Annotated in this window: 7 protein-coding genes; all 7 read left to right on the top strand. The window is 48.0% G+C overall.

Annotated features, from left to right (window positions below; genetic code table 11):
• Window positions 1–115 precede the first annotated feature (115 nt).
• Entirely contained in the window at window positions 116–2,422 is a 2,307-nt protein-coding gene (locus tag LOZ80_RS12940) for a helix-turn-helix domain-containing protein (RefSeq protein ID WP_238171822.1), read from the top strand.
• Window positions 2,423–2,602: 180 nt separating this feature from the next.
• The gene (locus tag LOZ80_RS12935) at window positions 2,603–3,583 is read left to right on the top strand and encodes an ABC transporter permease (protein ID WP_337951018.1); all 981 of its coding nucleotides are present in this window, start codon (window positions 2,603–2,605) and stop codon (window positions 3,581–3,583) included.
• Window positions 3,584–4,477 carry a carbohydrate ABC transporter permease gene (locus LOZ80_RS12930; protein WP_238171821.1) on the top strand — a complete coding sequence of 298 codons (894 nt, stop codon included), beginning with the start codon at window positions 3,584–3,586 and terminating at the stop codon, window positions 4,475–4,477.
• A gap of 69 nt (window positions 4,478–4,546) precedes the next feature.
• Entirely contained in the window at window positions 4,547–6,133 is a 1,587-nt protein-coding gene (locus tag LOZ80_RS12925; protein ID WP_238171820.1) for an extracellular solute-binding protein, read from the top strand.
• A gap of 19 nt (window positions 6,134–6,152) precedes the next feature.
• Window positions 6,153–7,892: a DUF8769 domain-containing protein gene (locus LOZ80_RS12920; RefSeq protein ID WP_238171819.1), complete on the top strand. Its 1,740-nt coding sequence runs from the start codon at window positions 6,153–6,155 to the stop codon at window positions 7,890–7,892.
• 128 nt (window positions 7,893–8,020) lie between these two features.
• Entirely contained in the window at window positions 8,021–13,237 is a 5,217-nt protein-coding gene (locus LOZ80_RS12915; protein ID WP_238171818.1) for a CBM96 family carbohydrate-binding protein, read from the top strand.
• 32 nt (window positions 13,238–13,269) lie between these two features.
• Window positions 13,270–18,444, top strand: a complete 5,175-nt coding sequence (locus LOZ80_RS12910; protein ID WP_238171817.1) for a CBM96 family carbohydrate-binding protein — start codon at window positions 13,270–13,272, stop codon at window positions 18,442–18,444.
• Window positions 18,445–18,752: the final 308 nt, after the last annotated feature.

Genomic DNA, 18,752 nt, shown 5'->3' with positions numbered 1-18,752 from the left:
ATAATCTATGCACATGCGGCCAAGTTAATAGGCCACCGATCGATTAACTTTAGAAAGAGACCGCCTCAATTACTCTATAAAAGGATGGTATAATTTGACCAAGGAGGGTGTTGCCATGCGTTTCAGTATCTCGGGCAAGGTTATGATCGTTTACAGCTCTATTTTTATAATCGTTATTTTCCTGACTTTTGGCTTGTCCTATGTCGGGACAGTTGGCCGACTGGAACAGGATATGAAGGATACGCACATCGCGCTGCTCAAGCAGCTCGACGATAAGATCAAAATTGTATTCCGCACGACCGAGAAAGATTTACTGAATCTATCTCAAGAGTTGGAATATGTCTATTTCATGTATGACAGCTACGACGATGCTTCACAGAAATATGCCAATTTTTTTGGCTTGTCCAATAAACTCAAAACGTTGGTACATGCGAATGAACAATTTTCCTCTGTATTCGTATATTCGAAGGTAAGCGGGGATGTTTTGACAGACAAGACTTTTATTAAGCAAGATGCCTCTTCAGACAACTGGATTGCCGATTATATTGACATGAAAGGTTATTCCAAATGGATTGGAACCCATAAGGTATGGGACGGCGAGAAAGATCAGGATGTTATCACGCTGATTCGTCCTTATCCACTGATTAGCAGTCCCGGGTTCCGCAAGGGGTTAGTTGCTGTCAACATCAATGAAGATGTTCTTTATCGCATGATCAACGATGTCTACGAAGGGAGCCGTCAGAGCGCGTATACCTTCATTCTTGACGATAAAGGGAATATCGTTACTCATGATGATAAAACAAAGCTCTATCAAAATATGAATGACGTTCCATATATTCAGCGCATGAAAGGAGAGACGGGGAGCGGACATTTTGTTGTTCAATCCAATGGCGCGGAGCAATCCGTCTTCTATACGGTGTCTGATTATACCGGCTGGAAAATCGTCAGCGTCATTCCTGAAACCCAATTGTATCAGCCGTTGGATTCGCTCAGGAAATTTATGATCGCGATTGCTGCGGGGATGATTGTGCTTGCACTGTCGGTTTTGTTCTACGTAAACCGCCGAACTTTCAAGCCGCTGGACCGCTTGGCCGGCAAAATGTCCAAAGCCATGACACCTGCGCAGCAAAGCCAAACGCAAGGTCTGGGATACCTGGAAACGGTATTCGATGAAATGTTCACGGACCGGGAACAGCTCGCTCAGCGGGTGAGGGACTCAAAACCCGTGTTGAAGTGGCGTATCGTTATGGATATGCTGACAGGCTATCGATCCGACTACGGATCCGTGAAGAGGCAGCTGGAATTCACAGGCGTTCGCTTCCTTTCCGAGATGTATATCGTTTGTTCAGCGGAGATAGATAAAGAAGGCGGCATAGCTACTAAGGATGAGACACTTTATACTTATGCCCTGTGCAATGTTGCCGAAGAGTTGATCAATATGGAAAACGCTGGCGTGGCCGTTGATATGGGGGCTGGACATGCGGCTATCATACTCAGTTTCGCGGAAGGAGACGAAGAGCAGAATCATTTAAGAGCGCTTGCTGTTCTGGAACAGGTACTGGACGTCATGAACCGCCAGTTTGGTTTACGTGCGACAATGGGTGTAGGTAGGTGTTATAGGGACATAAAGGATATTCCCAAATCGTATGACGAGTCGCAAAAGGCATTGCAGTACCGGATGGTTATCGGCAATTATACAGTTATCTCTGTTGAGGATTTACTTGGTTCGGACAACTCGGATTATTACCGCATCGTGAAGATGACGGATCGAATCGTTGAAGCTTTGCGTCAGACGGAATATGGTAAAATGCAGGCACATATCTCACTCTTGTTTCAGGAAGCGGTAGGCAGCGGATTGTCGCCAGAGTTAATTCGCCAGCTTTCTTACGAGCTGGTTATGAAGTCGATGCAGGCGATTGCAGCTACAGGCATCGATACGGACGAGATACTAGAGAGCTTCGGCAATCTCCATGAACGCATCAATCGCTGCGCCAACTGGCAGGAGGCGGAATTGATCGTGCAGTCAGCGTTAGAACAAACAGCCAGGAAGCTGGTAGACAAACGTATGCTGCGGGGGAGTAATAAGTCGATAGACAAAATGCTTGCCTATATGGACGAGCACTATGCGCAAAGTGATTTTTCTCTGGATCGGCTGGCTGATCAGTTTGAGCTGAGTCCGACGTACATCAGTAAATTATTTAAAGAACATACGGAAAGGAATTTTATCGACTACTTGATCGAAATCCGAATCAATGCCTCTAAGCGGCTGCTCACTGATAAAAATTTGAAAATCAACGAAGTCTCGGAAGGGGTCGGCTATACGAATACGCGAAGTTTCCTTAGAGCTTTCAAGAAATATACGGGCATGACACCTTCGGAGTACCGGGATTGGGTGCTTGCTGCAGAAACCGCGCCACAGTAAGCTTCCCGGCGTTTTATCGCAAGTAAATGCACCTGTTGCAAGAATTGTAACCTCTTGTTTTGCAAGAAAAGTCACCTAGTGTAGAACGCGTCTCTTTCGCTCAGTCACCACTTCCCCTAGAATCAAACTCGTAAACCATGCAACGAGATTGGCAAGGCAGACAGGGAAAGGGTGAGTGTTATGAGTGGGATGTTCCCGGAAGCGGAGCTCCGAACCGAGACCGGGACGCGAACGGCCAAAGGCGGATCGACGGCGCAGGCAATAAAAAGAAGAATAAAACGTGACAGGCATTTGTATCTGATGCTGCTGCCCGTGATCGCTTTTTATTTGCTGTTCAAGTATGCACCGGTCGTCGGTGAAATCATTGCTTTCAAAAATTACAGGTTTGCGGACGGCATTTTTGGAAGCCAGTGGGTTGGATTAAAGCATTTTCGGATGCTGTTCGCTAGTCCGGATTTCTGGCGGATATTGAGAAATACACTTGTGCTTAATGTGTATAGTCTGGCGTTCGGTTTTCCGGTACCCATTATCTTGGCGCTTCTATTAAATGAGGTTCGCCGGAACTGGTACAAACGAATTGTGCAGAATATGCTCTACATTCCGCATTTTATGTCATGGGCAGTTTTGGGTGGTATCGTTGTTGCCGCGCTGTCGCCAAGCACAGGGGTCGTCAATCTGATTCTCAAGAAATTTACCGGAGGGGACACGATTTATTTCATGGCCGATTCGGTCTGGTGGCCGATCGTTTATACCCTATCTGGCATATGGCGGGAAGCGGGGTGGGGGACGATTCTGTATTTGGCTGCTATGGCTTCTATCGACCCTCAGCTCTATGAGGCAGCGAAGATGGACGGCGCAGCGAAGATGAGGCAAATTTGGCATATAACGCTGCCTGGCATTCGAGGCACCATCGCGATTTTGCTCGTTTTGCGAATGGGGCAAATGATGGATGTGGGCCTTGAACAAACGCTTGTTCTGCAAAACAACTCTGTACTCGACGTAGCTGATGTTATCAGTACGTATGTCTATCGGGTAGGCTTGCAAAATATGAGCTACAGTTACACGACAGCCATCGGCTTGTTCCAATCGGTCATTAGTCTCATTCTCGTGCTTGGCGTAAACCGCGTGATTCGGTTTACAGGGGAACGGGGGTTATGGTAGATGAATAAACCAATGAATCGTAGTTCATCGCATGGTGCTGTTAAAGTTGTGGTGTATCTATTGCTTGCCATCGCTTCGCTGGTGACGCTCTTTCCTTTCTGGTATGAGATCGTCGCTTCCTTCAGCAGCAGCAGAGCGATTACATCAGGTGAAGTTTTTATGTGGCCGGTGGAATTCAATGCAATCGCTTACAAAAGGTTGTTTGATGATGGACAATTGTTAATAGCTATTCGGAATACGGTTGTCGTTACGGTGGTGGGCACGGTGCTCAACATGCTTATGACCATTCTCGCGGCTTACCCGCTTTCGAGGCGCAGGCTTGTCGGCCGCAATGGGCTGCTCATATTTATTACGATAACGATGCTGTTCGTGGCCGGCTTGATTCCGAACTTTATTCTGATCAAGTCGCTTGGACTGGTCAATACTTACTGGGCGGTATGGTTGCCAGGTTTGATTAGTACGTACAATATGTTTGTTATGAAAACGTTCATGGAAGGGTTGCCGGAAGAAATTGAAGAATCGGCATCGATGGACGGAGCTGGGGATTGGCGGATACTGCTGCAAATTATGATGCCTTTATGCAAGCCTATACTAGCTGCCTTGTCCTTATTCTATGCAGTGGGCTGGTGGAACAGTTATTTCAACGTTTTGCTGTATATTACGAAAACAAACATGCTGACCGTCATGGTTAAGCTGTATCAGATGGTCAACAAAGTAGATGAAAGCCTGCTGAATAACGTCGGAGGAAACGATGCCTCCGATGCCATTTTGTTAACGCCAGAAGGCATTAAAGCAGCAGCAGTGGTGATCGCGATCATACCTATTTTATGTGTTTACCCGTTCTTGCAGCGGCATTTTGTCAAGGGCGTCTTGATCGGTTCGGTTAAAGGGTGAGACCGGATATCATGGAGCAGTACGCTCTTGATATAGAAGTTATGAAACTTACACAAGGGGATGAACGACATGAGACAACTGAAACATGCCGGGAAAACGGCTCTAGCCGTAACAATGGCGGCAGCGCTGCTGGCAGCATGCAGTACGAACACGAAGGAGGCAGATCAGCCGGGCAGTTCGCCGAGCTCGTCCGCAGCGGCAAGCAAAGGACCGAAAAAAGAGATCAGTATTTCAATATTTGATCGCGGTACGGTGCCGACAGATGAAGGAACCTATGAGAGCAATCGCTGGACGAAATGGATTAATGAGAAAGCGCCGGTTAACGTGAAGTGGGTGCCTGTCGCGCGCAATCAGGCTCAGCCCAAGCTGAATGCTTTGATTGCTTCAGGCGAAGCGCCTGACCTGATTTGGGAATACGACCGCAACTACATTAGCCAGCTCGTGAATCAGGGTGCCGTTCAACCCATTGGCGATTACATCAACAAATATAGTACGACGTACAAAGATTATTTGGAGAAGCATCCGGAACTCAAGCCGTATTTGAACTTTAACGGGCAAATGTATGCTGTAACCTTTGCTCGGGAAACGATCGCAAATCACGGGATATGGATTCGTCAGGACTGGCTGGATAAGCTGAACTTGAAGGCGCCAACGACGGTCGAGGAACTGGTTGAAGTATCGCGCAAATTCAAGGACGGCGATCCGGATGGCAACGGCAAAGCGGACACCGTGCCGATTGCTTTGAGCACCAGCGCAAGCACGATTTACCGCTCTTTATTCTTCACTAGCGAGAATCAGTGGTATGTTGAAGAGGGCAAACTCAAGTTCGGCAGAACGCTTGATCGCTATGCGGATTCGCTAGCTTTCCAAAAACAGTTGTTTGATGAAGGTTTGATCGATAAGGAATACATTACCGACAATAATTTCCAGAGATCGAGTCAACTGTTAACGACAGGCAAGGCAGGCATTTACTTTGGAAATTGGGATATTGAAGCGCTGAATGCCACGATCGTTCAGAATGATCCCAAAGCAAAGATGGTTCCACTTGAATCTGTAAGCACCAAGTATGGCAAGAATGGTTTGTATCAAGAAGCACCACCGAGCATATTCACCGCATTCAATAGCAAAATGAAGGAAGATCAAATCAAATCCTCGATTCAGTTTATTGATTGGATGATGAAGGACGGCTGGATTCCTCTGAAATACGGCGAAGAAAATGTTCATTTCAAAATGGTTGATGGCGTACGTCAGAAAACAGACCCGGATAAAATCAAGAAGGAGCTTGCTTACGCACTCGAATATCCAATCGTGATGGATGCCGTGCTCAAACCGGAACAGTTCCCGGCTATGGCTGCAAAAGATGATGTCTCGCAAAGTTATGCTGTTCAAAAAGGAAAATCACTCAATTTGGTACTTAAAAACAAATACCGCAGAGACATTCCGTTCAATCCTGATTTTCCGGAGCTGACACAGTTGATTGCAACTTTCAATCCGATTGCGCAGCAAATCGAAGCGAAAGTGGTGACTGGCGGCAAAGCGATGACACCGCAGGATGGGCTTAATGAGCTTCGCAAGGAATGGAAACGTCTTGGCGGTGATAATGTGGAGAAACTTGCACAGGATTGGTACGACAAAAACAAGGCGAATTTCAAGTAACCATTAATGAGGTGCAAGAATGACAGCGAGTTTAGCATACCTAAGCGTTCTAGAAGATGAGGCTAAGTGGTTGCCATTGCTGAAGCAAGCCGTTCAGGACAATCATAGGCATTACAACGAGGAAATCAGCATGATCCGCAAACCTTTTACAAGCCCAGGCTATCACACGACAATTAAGCAGGCGGATTATGTGCATCCGATTCGTGATTCACTGGACTATGCCCTAGCTATCTTGGACAGCGGTGATGAGCATTACCTGGAGCGAGCCTGGTCCATACTTGAACAAATTGTATCATTGCAGGATCAAGACCCCTTATCGCCGACCTTTGGGATATGGTCATGGTTCTGGGAGGAGCCGCTGGCGCAGATGGCTCCTCCGGACTGGAACTGGGCCGATTTCATTGGGAAGCGGCTGCTGCTACTGCTAATCCGGCATGGCGCAGATGTGCCAGAGGCGCTTTTTCAACGGACAGAGCAAGCTATCCGCAATAGCTGTGAAGCGATCATCAAGCGAAACGTCGGCCCGGATTATACGAATATTGCGATTATGGGTGCCTTCGTAACGGTTATTGCGGGGGAATGGTTCGATATTCCGTTCTATCGGGAATATGGACTGCAGCGGTTAAAGAAACTATATGACTATTCGATGCAGACGGGAGCTTTTCTGGAGTATAACAGTCCAACATATAGCACAGTAGCCATATTGGAACTCTCCGCACTTGCCACTTATACAAGAAGTGAAGAGGCTCGCTATTGGTCTAAAGGACTGATTGATGTTACGTGGCAGATGATTTCCGAGCGTTTTCATCCAGTGTTCAAACAGTGGTCAGGACCGCAAGCCCGGTCGTATCATACGTTTCTTGCTTCGCATCACTTATCGTTCCTGCACATGGCATGCGATGGGAAACTGCCTTTCGTGAACGAGGATGAGTTCGTCTACGATCCGGAATGGTATGGACATGGACTCAGTTGTCCGGAACGGTTCTATCGACTTTTCACGGATGTCGACATACGGGAGTTGACCAAGGAGCTGCCGCCGTATCAGGAATTCCGCACGCGGACCGCCAGTACCTATATGACGCCATCTTTCACGCTGGGAACTTTCAATCATAACGTCATGTGGAATCAATGCCGAAACCTGCTAGCTTATATGAGGACGGCTGATGGCGATGCAGCCTATATGCGTCTGCGTTTATTGCATGATGGCTATGACTTTTGTTCGGCCGTTTTCAAGAGCGAACAGAAGAACGGCGATGTGTTGTTCGGGATCCAATTCGCGCTGGACGGCGGAGATACCCATGTCAATCTGGACCCAGCCAACGGGAGAATCTCTGCAACTGATTTACGAATTCGTTTCGAGATTGGAACGGTGAGTCCGGCCAGGAAGCCAGAATGGCGGAAACTTGCCGAGGACGCTTTCCAAATGAGCCTGGAAGAGACAACATTGTCGATACGAGCTTTGTATGGCGCTATGAGCGGATTGGATTCGTTCCATTGGGAAATTACCGAGGATGAATCGACGACTAATCTGGATTATGTCCTCTACAATGGGGTTAGGACTGACATTAATTTCCATGCTATGCAAGAGGCCGTATTGCTATTTGCCGTGTCATTTTCAGCCAAGGGAAAAATCTTGCCAGAATCGACGGTAAGAACTTCCTCTGAGACGATACTAGCATCGTTGGATGCGGGGGAGAAGCAACTGCTCATTTCGATTGCCAAAAAGCCGGACTTGAAATCGGTACTGCTGCACAATTAATATCATTCACCAAAGCAAGCCGGAGTTCAAAAGGAGTACAATCCAATCCGGCTTGTTTTCTTCTGTGTTTTGTAAGCGCTTGCTAATGGCGGGCTGAGATTCATTTGTGCGAAAAGGAGGGTTTAATAATGAATCGATCACTAAGCTCAAAAATCTCTTTTCTACTTTGTATGGTATTGATGTTCGCAAGCTGGATAAGTGCATATCCCAATCCTGTATCCGCTGACGTTGGCGGTGGAGCTGCAACTCCAGTAACTGTTCGCGTTTATGCTTCTGATGATGCTTTTGTCAGAGGAGGTGCAAATGCGAACACGAAATTCGGCGCAACCACGCCTGCATCGCTTCAAGTTAAAAATTACGCCGGAACGAATGGGGTTGATAAGCGAGAAGCGTTCATCAAATTTGATTTGAGCAGCATTCCAGGAGTCATTACAGGAGCAAGTTTGAACATCTATGGGGCCGTAACGGATGGGGCTCAGCCCAGCGGCAAGCCGGTTAGTTTGAGTGTGTACGGTGTAGCCAGCGATAGTTGGTCGGGAGCGGAAATAACCTGGAATGCGAGTCCGCTCAAAGATCAAGTCATCGCAGCTCCGATCACCATGTTGAACAACAAACCTGCCAATTGGTATTCGGCCGATGTTTCTTCCTATGCTGCGGGACAGCAGGTGACCGACATGACGGCAAGCATGGCATTGACGGACCTCAGCTTGGCCAATTGCTTGGTTATACTGAACAGTTCGGAAGCTGTTAACAAGCCTTATTTGAGAGTCACTTTTTTACCTGCGAATCCCGGAGACACACAGCCGCCTATCTGGCTGGGAACAGATCAGTTAAGCGTCAGCCTTGACTCTTCAGACAAAGTGCATTTGGAGTGGCCGCAGGCCGAAGATGATTCAGGCATTGCCAGTTACCGGATCTACGCCAATGATAGGCTGATTGGCAGCGTTCCCTCAGCTGTCACGCATTTCACTACCGATAATCTGATCCCAGGCACAATGTATCATTTTCGCGTGGAAGCGGCCGATTTTGCTTGGAATTGGACGCACAACGGACTGCTCAAGGATATTGCTATCCCGCTTTCGGAAATAAGTCTTATACCGTCAGATGACACTTTCGTCAATGGCGGCGCTAAAGTGGATATGAATTACGGCAGCGAAACAACGCTGTTAGTCAAGAAAAATAGTGTCGATTTGACACGGGAAAGTCTTTTGAAATTTGATCATAGTTCTGCGATCGCGGCTGTCGGAACAGCAACTTTGTATCTATTTGCATATTCGTCCGACGGTGGAGGGGCAATCGTCACGAATCAGCTGTACAGTACGAACACCGAGCAGTGGAACGAGGCGGCTGTTACCTGGAATAACAAACCGGCTGCCCAGCACTATTTGCAATCTTTTACCGTGAATCGCACACCTGGGTGGTATGCCATGGATGTCACGTCATATGTGAAAGAACAATTTGCTGCGAATAAATCGGCTAGCTTCCTGATTCGGCAGGAGGTGCAGAATGGACTGAACGTCATCTTAAACAGCAAAGAAAACGCAGTCAACAAGCCGTATCTGAAAATTACGAGCACTAGAGTGCCACCGGGCGCTCCCGTGTGGGGAACTTCTCCGGAAATAGCGGTTACGCATGCTGGAGAGGACGAAATTAGTGTCAGTTGGGCGCAGGTTAGTGGTGCGGATGCATATAGGATTTATGCAAATGGCGTACTCGCGGGAACTGTAAGCGGAAGCGCAATTAACTATACACTAACTAATCTCGAAATTGGCAAGTCGTACACGATTAAGCTGGAAGCGGGTAAGAACGGCGTTTGGAGCACGGACGGCCCGCTTGCAACGGCGAGTACGGTAGAAACGAAATTCGTCCAATCACAGCAGCTTGGCAACGTGTTTCTGAGCAGCGAAACGCCAAACGTCAAAGTTCAAACGGGAAGATCAGCTATCTCTTGGCAAATGACAGACGTTTGGGGAACGGTGGCGGCTACCGGTACCGCAGAGCCAAACAACGGAGAAGCAATCATAACTTTCCCTGCTTCGCTGAGAGGATATTTCTCATTGAAGGTGACGGCGGAGAAGGTAGGCCGCGCGCCGATCGATTTGGAAACGAGCTTAACTGTGCTTGCGCCGTATGATGGAAGTCAAGTCAGCAGCTCACCATTCGGTGTCAACACTCATTTGGCTAGAACAACGACGGGGTGGAGCCCAGACTTGACAGAGCTTATCGACAAAGCTGGAATCAAGAATGTCAGAGATGCTTCGGAATGGGGCAGCGTCGAGAAGCAATTAGGTGTCTATTCGATCCCTTCATCACCTGCGGCTGCAGCGTATATGAACGATTTCCGAAATAAATCGATTGATCAGCTATGGGTACTGGCTTTTACGAATCCGCTCTATGATGCGAACAGTACACCGTATACAGCGGAAGGTCGAGAGGGCTTTGCCAACCACGCCAAGGCCGTTCTCGATGCTTATAACGGCGCAAATGCTAGTGCCCCAGGATATACCCGGTTTTTGAAAGAGGTAGAAGTATACAACGAGTATAATATCGGTTTCGGGGACCGCGGAACCGGACCAGCCGATTCAAAGCCGGAATACTACTACCCGATGCTCAAGAAAACCTACGAAACGGTGAAAGCAGCCCATCCGCAGACAACCGTTGTCGGGATGTCGACGGCAGGTGTTCCGTTGTCTTGGCTGGAATCCGTTATGAAGTTAGGTGGCTTGAGCTATATGGATGCGGTTTCCATTCATCCTTATGTGTATCCTAAAGATCCGGAACAGATGCTGAAATCCATTGACGATATGAATGTACTGATCCGCAAATACAATGGTGGTCAAACGAAGCCGCTCTGGTTCACGGAACTGGGTTGGCCGACCCATAACACCTTATCTGGCGTTAGTGAAAAGAAGTCGGCCGATGATCTGGTTCGCGCTTATGTGCTTTCACTAGCGAAAGGTGTTGAGAAAATATACTGGTACGATTTCATGAATGATGGAACGAATCCGGCAGTCAACGAAGATAACTTCGGTCTCGTACGCAATAAAAACGATAAATTAGGCGCTTATACGCCGAAACCTGCTTACACAGCTTATGCCGTCTTGATTCGTCAACTGTCAGGTGCAATTTTCACTGCCGACGAGTCGATGTCAGGTTCTTACTTCACGTATTTGTTTAAAAAGGAGGGGCAGGATACCCGCGTCCTTTGGTCGGTGCAACCGACTCCGGTTGCTATTCGAACACAAACCCCTGTGCGCGTCGTGGATTATATGGGCAACGAAACCATTTATACGCCAGTTCAAGGTAAGGTCTATCTGACATTAAACAGTGATCCAGTCTATCTGTCAGGAGCGATTGACGGAATGGATGAAGACCGCACTTTCTACTTAAATGGCGAGACTTCCTTGGTCAGAGAAGCAGGCAAACTCAAGCTTACTGTCGACAACAAGACGAGTGAGACTTTAACTGGAATGTTTGAAATGAATGGACAGAGTTATGCGTTCCAAGCTGCTGTCGGTTCCCAGCAAGTACTCGATCTTCAGGTTCCGGGAATGGATCATGAGGGAAGCTTGCCTGTCCGCGGAAAACTTATTTCCTCCGCCGGAAATCCGCTAGGCCATCTCTCGGCGGATATCCCGTTCCATAAACCTTTTACCATCGAGGTGAAGCCTGCCGCTGCGGTTACTTCGGAAGAGGACCCAGCCGTACATATCGTCATCGGCAACCATGCGGCTGAACATGCTCTTCATCTGTCAGGAATCAATTGGTCAATTGGCGGCTTATCCGGGACGATCCCGCCTAAAGTTATCGCTCCAACAACGATGGACGAAGTAACGATTGCACTCCCAGGCTTCGAGGAAGGGAAGTCATACCCGTTGGACATCACCGTACGTTTAGATGGATATGATCCCATTCGTACCGTCAGCTCCATTGATTTCAATAAAGTTGCCTATAGAGGTGATGTGACAGAGCCAGTCCTTATTGATCTGAGCACGGGGACGAACAAAATCAAAGCGGAGAGCTATACCGGGAAAGAGGATTTAAGCGGAAACTTCCACCTTTCCTGGGACGAAACGAATTTCTACTTGGATGCTGATGTCGTGGATGATGTTTTCCAGTATCCGTTTACGGGCCAGGAGTTATATAAAAACGACAGTATCCAGTTCGGTATAGCGGCGGGCATCCCTGGATTGGTTTCTTTCAATTATGAAATTGGCCTTTCGATGACACCGGAGGGATCTAAGATTTATTTCTATAATGCGCCACAGGGTATTCCGCTCGGAATTCATGATAATGGTGATATGATCTTGAAGGTGACCCGAGATGAGGCAACGCATGTAACGAGCTACCGCTTGGCAATGCCTTGGCGGGAATTAGAACCCACTGCGGCTGTGGCAGGGAATACGATCAGCTTCTCGCTGCTCGTGAATGAGAACGATAACGGAAGTCGGGACGGCTATATCGAATGGGGATCTGGCATTGGCAGCGCGAAGGATGCGACCCTGTTCAGGTCCGCACAGTTAATGGCTCCAGCGGCTAGCGATCATACGCCGCCGACGGCAGTCGTTGCCTACAGTACAACAGCCTCAACAAATGCTCCTGTCATTGCGACAATAACGCCGAGCGAGCCTGTGACGATCACGAATAATGGCGGTTCCAACCAATATACCTTCCTTGCAAACGGCAGTTTCACATTTGAATTTGTTGATAGCGCAGGAAATAGCGGAACAGCGACAGCCACGGTCGGTAATATCGCTTCGGACAGCACGGGCGCACCCGGAAAGCCAGTTATCTCCGACGATAATGGGTATGATACGGGCATTAAGGATGGCAGCTATAAGGTGACGATGAACCTCTGGTGGGGGAATAATGGCATGATTTATAAATTGTACGAGAATGACGTTCTGATCGATACCCAAATGCTGGGTGATCATACGCCGAATGTCCAATCTGCGGTTACGGACGTTACCAACAAACCGAACGGTACTTATCGCTACGTTGCAGAACTGACGAATGCCTTAGGAACGACTCGAAGCGATCCTCTTACGGTGCAAGTTAACGGAGCTGCGCCAGCGAAGCCTGAGCTTTCAAGCGATAACTGGGCCGGAGCCGACGCCTACACGATTGCGATGAACATGTGGTGGGGGACGAATGGAACACGTTACCGTCTGTATGAAAATGGTGTGTTGATCGATACATTAACACTGAACGCCAATTCTCCGAAGGCTCAGTCAACTATGACCGTATTTCGTGACAAGCCTCGAGGCACTTATGAATATTGGTGCGAGCTTGCGAATGATGCAGGAGTCAGCTCAAGTGAAAAGTTGATTGTGCAGGTCAATTAAAGTCGATGACTATAAAGGAAGAGGTGGATGAATTGTTTAAGAAAAGACAGACGAAAACAGCTGTTCGTATTATCGCTTCAACTCTGGCGGCATTATGCATCCATACACTTGTTGTGCCTGTTGTTCCTGGCTATGACAAGAGGATGACCGTGATGGCGGAAACTATTCCAGCAAATCCGATTCAACTAAGCCCAGTTGAGGATACCTATGTGAACGGAGGCGCAAATGTTGGTAAAAATTATGGGACAGCGACAACGTTGCTGGTCAAGAATTATGATATCGACAGCAATTTAAACCGCCAAACGTATATGAAATATGATTTGAGTTCGATTAGCGGAGAGATCGGCACTGCCAAATTGAAAGTGTATGCGGTGGATACCGAAAATTCAACAATCGGAATGCAAGTGTATGGCATGGAAGATGATTCATGGAAAGAAACGGCTGCTACATGGACGAATAAGCCAGCATTCGAGCACTATATCGCTAATCTTAATGTTGGCAAAACAGCAAGTTGGTACGAAATTAATGTAACGGCTTTCGTGAAAAGCCAGCTCGCGCTGGATCGCAAAGCCAGCTTCGCATTTGTCCAGCAGGCTGCCAAAGGGCAGGTAGTAAGCATGAACAGTAGAGAAAATGTGGCAAATACCCCATATCTCGAAATCTCTACGGACCGTTTGAACGCAAGTGCACCCAGCTGGCCCAACAATAGTACGGTCCAGGTAGCCAGCGCGAGCGGCACGAGCTTGCAATTGTCCTGGACTTCAGCCGCTGCTCTGCCAGCCAGCTATACCATCTATCAAAATGGAACTGCAATTGGGACGGTTGGCGGAGGGACAACGTCGTATTCGGTGACAGGCCTTCAAACGAACCAGAAATACACGTTCAAAATTGAAGCGGGCAGCAGTTCGAATCAATGGAGCAATGACGGTCCTTATGTGACCTTCACGGTACCGACATCCAATGGGACAATTCTCACGCCTGTGGAAGATTCTTATGTTCAAGCCGGGGGAAATGCTGGCAATAATTACGGAACAGCTGCCACTTTAGTCGTGAAAAATTATGATGCCGATTTGAATTTGAGAAGGCAAGCCTATTTGAAATTCGATCTGCATGCCTATACTGGAGAAATCGGTACAGCCAAGCTCAAGGTTTATGCGGTCGATGGGGAGAATTCGAACATCGACGTACAGGCGTATGGCATGGAAAACGATACATGGAAGGAAAGTACGGTAACGTGGAACAATAAGCCAGACATCGATCATTATCTCGCAAGTGTCAATATGGGGAAGACAGCAGGCTGGTATGAATACGATGTCACAGCCTACATCAAGCAGCAATTGGCGCTGGACGCAGTAGCTAGCATCGCGTTGACCGAGCAGGCTGCGCAAGGTCATGCCGTGGTGGTCAACAGCAAGGAAAACGCGGTTAATCGTCCTTATTTGGAACTATCCGCCAGCAAAAGCAATGCGTCCGCTCCCGTATGGCCCGGAGGAGGCACACTCGGTTTATCGAATTTGAGCGAAACGGGCTTGCAGTTGAACTGGTCATCTGCGACCGATCCTGCAGGCGTAACGGGATATAAGGTTTATAAGAATGGAACTATGATAGCTAATGTGGGAGGAAACGTCACTTCTTTTGCCGTGACTGGACTCAAAACCGAACAGCACAACACGTTCAAAGTCGAGGCTGGGAATGCATTGAACCAGTGGAGCAATGACGGGCCCTTCAACACGGCAGTGACGCCTTCAACGAAATTGGTACAGCTTCGTGCGGGTAATGTGTTTGTAGATCAAGAGCCTGTGGGATTCAAGGTGTTAACAACCAGACCATCTGTCACTTGGACGGTTTATGATTATGAAGGTTCGATGGCAGCTGGCGGGAGTGCTGCAGCAACATCACAAACAGAAGCGCTAATCTCAGTACCTTCTATGAAGTACGGGTATTTCATGCTGCAGGTGAGAGCCGAACTAGCGGGGAGTGATCCCGTTACGATCAAAACGCCATTCGCCGTGCTGCCGCCACTAGGCACAGCGGGCAGCGAGAATTCTCCGTTCGGTATGGCGACGCATTTGCATCGGTATCCGCAAACGATGACGGCAGACATCTTAAACCTCATGAAATCAGCTGGGATGCGTTTAATTAGAGACGGATTCGAGTGGCCGGGCATTGAGAAGCAGCAGGGCATCTATTCGTTCGGGCCGCAGCCTGATTATTACATGAATATGCTGGATCCGGCCCAGTTCGACTTCCTGTTCGTCTCTGGTTTTACGAATCCTTTCTACGATAACAACAGTACGCCTTATACGGCTGCGGGCCGTGAAGGGTTCGCCAATTATATGAAAGCTTATGTAGATCACTATGACGGCAAGCTTGATGCTGTGGAAGTATACAACGAGTTTTATGGCAGTTTCGGGGATCGTGGTAACGGACCGGCTGATTCCAAACCGGAATACTACTATCCATTATTGAAGAAATCGTATGAAACGATCAAGGCTGCGCATCCCAACATGCCGGTTCTGGGTACATCTACCGTAGGAAACCTGACTTGGATTGAGGATGTGCTCAAGCTTGGCGGTATGGCCTACATGGATGGATTCTCCATTCATCCCTACTTGTACCCCGGTGCTCCAGAGGGCTATGATACCCAGATCGATAACTTGAAAACGTTGATACGAACTTATAATAACGGCAATCTTAAGCCGATCTGGATCAATGAAACAGGCTGGCCGACCGAGTTGGATACACGGGGCGTTGATGAGAAGACACAAGCAAATTATCTTGTAAGAGCTTATGTCGTCGCAATAGCCAATGGGGTGGAGAAAGTTGTTTGGTACGACGCGATCAATGATGGAATATCCAATGTGAACGAAGATAATTTCGGAATCATTCGCAATCCGAGCGACTCGTTGGGTAGTTTGACTCCGAAACCTGCGTACGCGTCCTATGCAGTTATGACCCGTATGCTGGTAGATGCACAATTCGTCAAGCGCGACACGACGGATAGTGATATTCGCAGCTATGATTTTAATAAAAATGGTGAACATGTACGTACCATTTGGGCACCAGGCAAGTCAATTCCGGTTGTTCTTCAGTCAGCGGAACCACTTGAGATCACGGATATGATGGGAAATTCAAATGTGTATACGCCTTTCAATGGGAAAATTTATGTAACGTTAAACGATGAGCCGATCTTCGTGAACGGCGTTGTTAATGCGGTTGCGCGCGACAATTCCTTCACTTTGCAAGGGGAAGCCGCACGTATCGGTGACGCCATGTCGTTCATGCTAACAGCTCAAAACACAACAAATCAAGCTTTCGCGCTAAGTCTGAAAATTGGCGCCGATGCGTTCCCGGTAACGACCGGAGCTGGGGGGCAAACGGTTCAAACGATTCAAGTACCGAATGCCGGGGAGCCTGGCGCTCGTCTCCTCTCAGGCGTGATGATGCATAACAATGATCGGATCGGCCTATTGCGAAGCTCTGCCTCAGCGCTTCCACCTTATGAGGTGCAGGTACGCCCTGTTATCACGAATTCGGAAACGATGAGCAAATCGCTGCAAATTCGGGTTCGCAATGAGTCTCACTCCAAACCGCTGCAGGCTCGGAAGATTGAGTGGCAGTTTGGCACACAATCGGGTACGTTTGACTGGCAGACAGCTATTGCAGCGGATTCTGACGGAGTCGCCGAATTTCCGTTAACGGGATTCGGGTTAAGTGCAAGCAGTGCAATCAAGGTAAAGGTATATTTTGACGGTTTCGACCCTTATACGTACTCAGGTGCAGCTGAATTCAATCCAATTTTCCAAAGGGCAGTCGCTATTGATGGCAGTGTTGATCCGGAAACGGCAGCTGCCGCACCTACGATCGATTTATCCAAAGGCAGCGTTAAGATGACGGGTTACCAAGGCGCTGCTGATCTGAGCGGACAGATATGGCTGAACTTCGATGCCAGCCATCTGTATCTTACAGCTAAGATCAAGGACGATAGCGAGTCCTCTTTATCATCAGGAGCGGATATTTGGAACAATGACAGCATTCAATTCGCTATCAGCGACGGGCTGCCTGGAGAAAATCCTTATTGGCACGAATTTGGCATTTCGCAAACACCGGCAGGTCCGCAAATCTATCGCTGGCTCGCACCTCCTGGCACTGCCAAAGGAGCGGTGACGAAAGGGAACCTCGCTGTTACGAGAGATGAGGCGCAAAAACTCACCGTGTATGAATTGGCGCTGCCGTTGTCGGAAGTTACGCCGATCTTGCCCCAGAAGAACGGAGTCATCAGCTTCTCCATACTGGTCAACGACAATGACGGCAGCGGCAGAAAAGGGTATATCGAGTGGGGTGGGGGGATCGGTGACAGCAAGTTGGCTGCAAAGTTCCGCTCCATGCAGTGGTTAGTATCGGATTTGACGGCACCGACCGCTTCAGTTGCCTATAGTACAACGTCTTCAACGGCTGCACCTGTCATAGCGACTATAACGCCGAGCGAGCCTGTGACGATCACGAATAATGGCGGTTCCAACCAATATACCTTCCTTGCAAACGGCAGTTTCACATTTGAATTTGTTGATAGTGCAGGGAATAGCGGGAAGGCAACAGCCACGGTCGCCAATATCGTTTCAGGCAGCACAGGTGTGCCCGGGAAGCCTGTTCTCTCTGACAACAACGGGTATGACACGGGTATTAAGGATGGCAACTACCAAGTGACGATGAACCTATGGTGGGGAAACAACGGATCTATTTACAAATTGTTTGAAAATGACACCTTAATCGACACGCAAATGCTGGCCGACCATGCACCGAATGCCCAGTCTGCGGTGACGGACGTGACTTACAAAGCCAATGGTACCTACCGCTACGTTGCAGAGCTAACGAATGCGTACGGCACAACACGAAGCGATCCTTTAACGGTGCAAGTGACTGGAGCCGCTCCAGCAAAGCCTGAGCTTTCAAGCGATAATTGGGACGGCGATGGCGTCTACAAGATTACGATGAACATGTGGTGGGGGACGAATGGGACGCAGTTCCGTCTCTATGAGAACGGCGTACTGATCGATACAAAAGTGTTAAGCGCTAATTCTCCGCAAGCTCAGTCTGCTGTTATTGCAATCCGCGATAAAGCAAAGGGGAGTTACTCGTACAGAGCAGAGCTTGTAAATGACGCTGGTACAACATCGAGTGAAATTCTTTCGGTAGTAGTCAAATAAATAAGTCGAAAATCGTCGGTCCACAATTTTTGTGGCTGGCGATTTTTTTCGTTTAGATAATACTTACTTATTAGTATACATAATATTTATTATGTAAACATAAATAAGGACTTTACATTTTGTAAAATGAGAAGAGCAAATTAAACACACTTTGACTAATGCAAAAATTCGAATAAGTTATATAATATAACATATATAGTCATCATAACTAACATCAATAAAATATTATTTTACAGCTGCGCCTTGGGATGTCTCTCCCTTTTTTAACATAGAAATAAGATAGGAGAGAACGCGCGGCATGGAAGGGG

Source organism: Paenibacillus sp. HWE-109, assembly GCF_022163125.1.
Lineage (GTDB): Bacteria > Bacillota > Bacilli > Paenibacillales > NBRC-103111 > Paenibacillus_E.
This window is presented reverse-complemented; position numbering and strand designations above follow the sequence as displayed.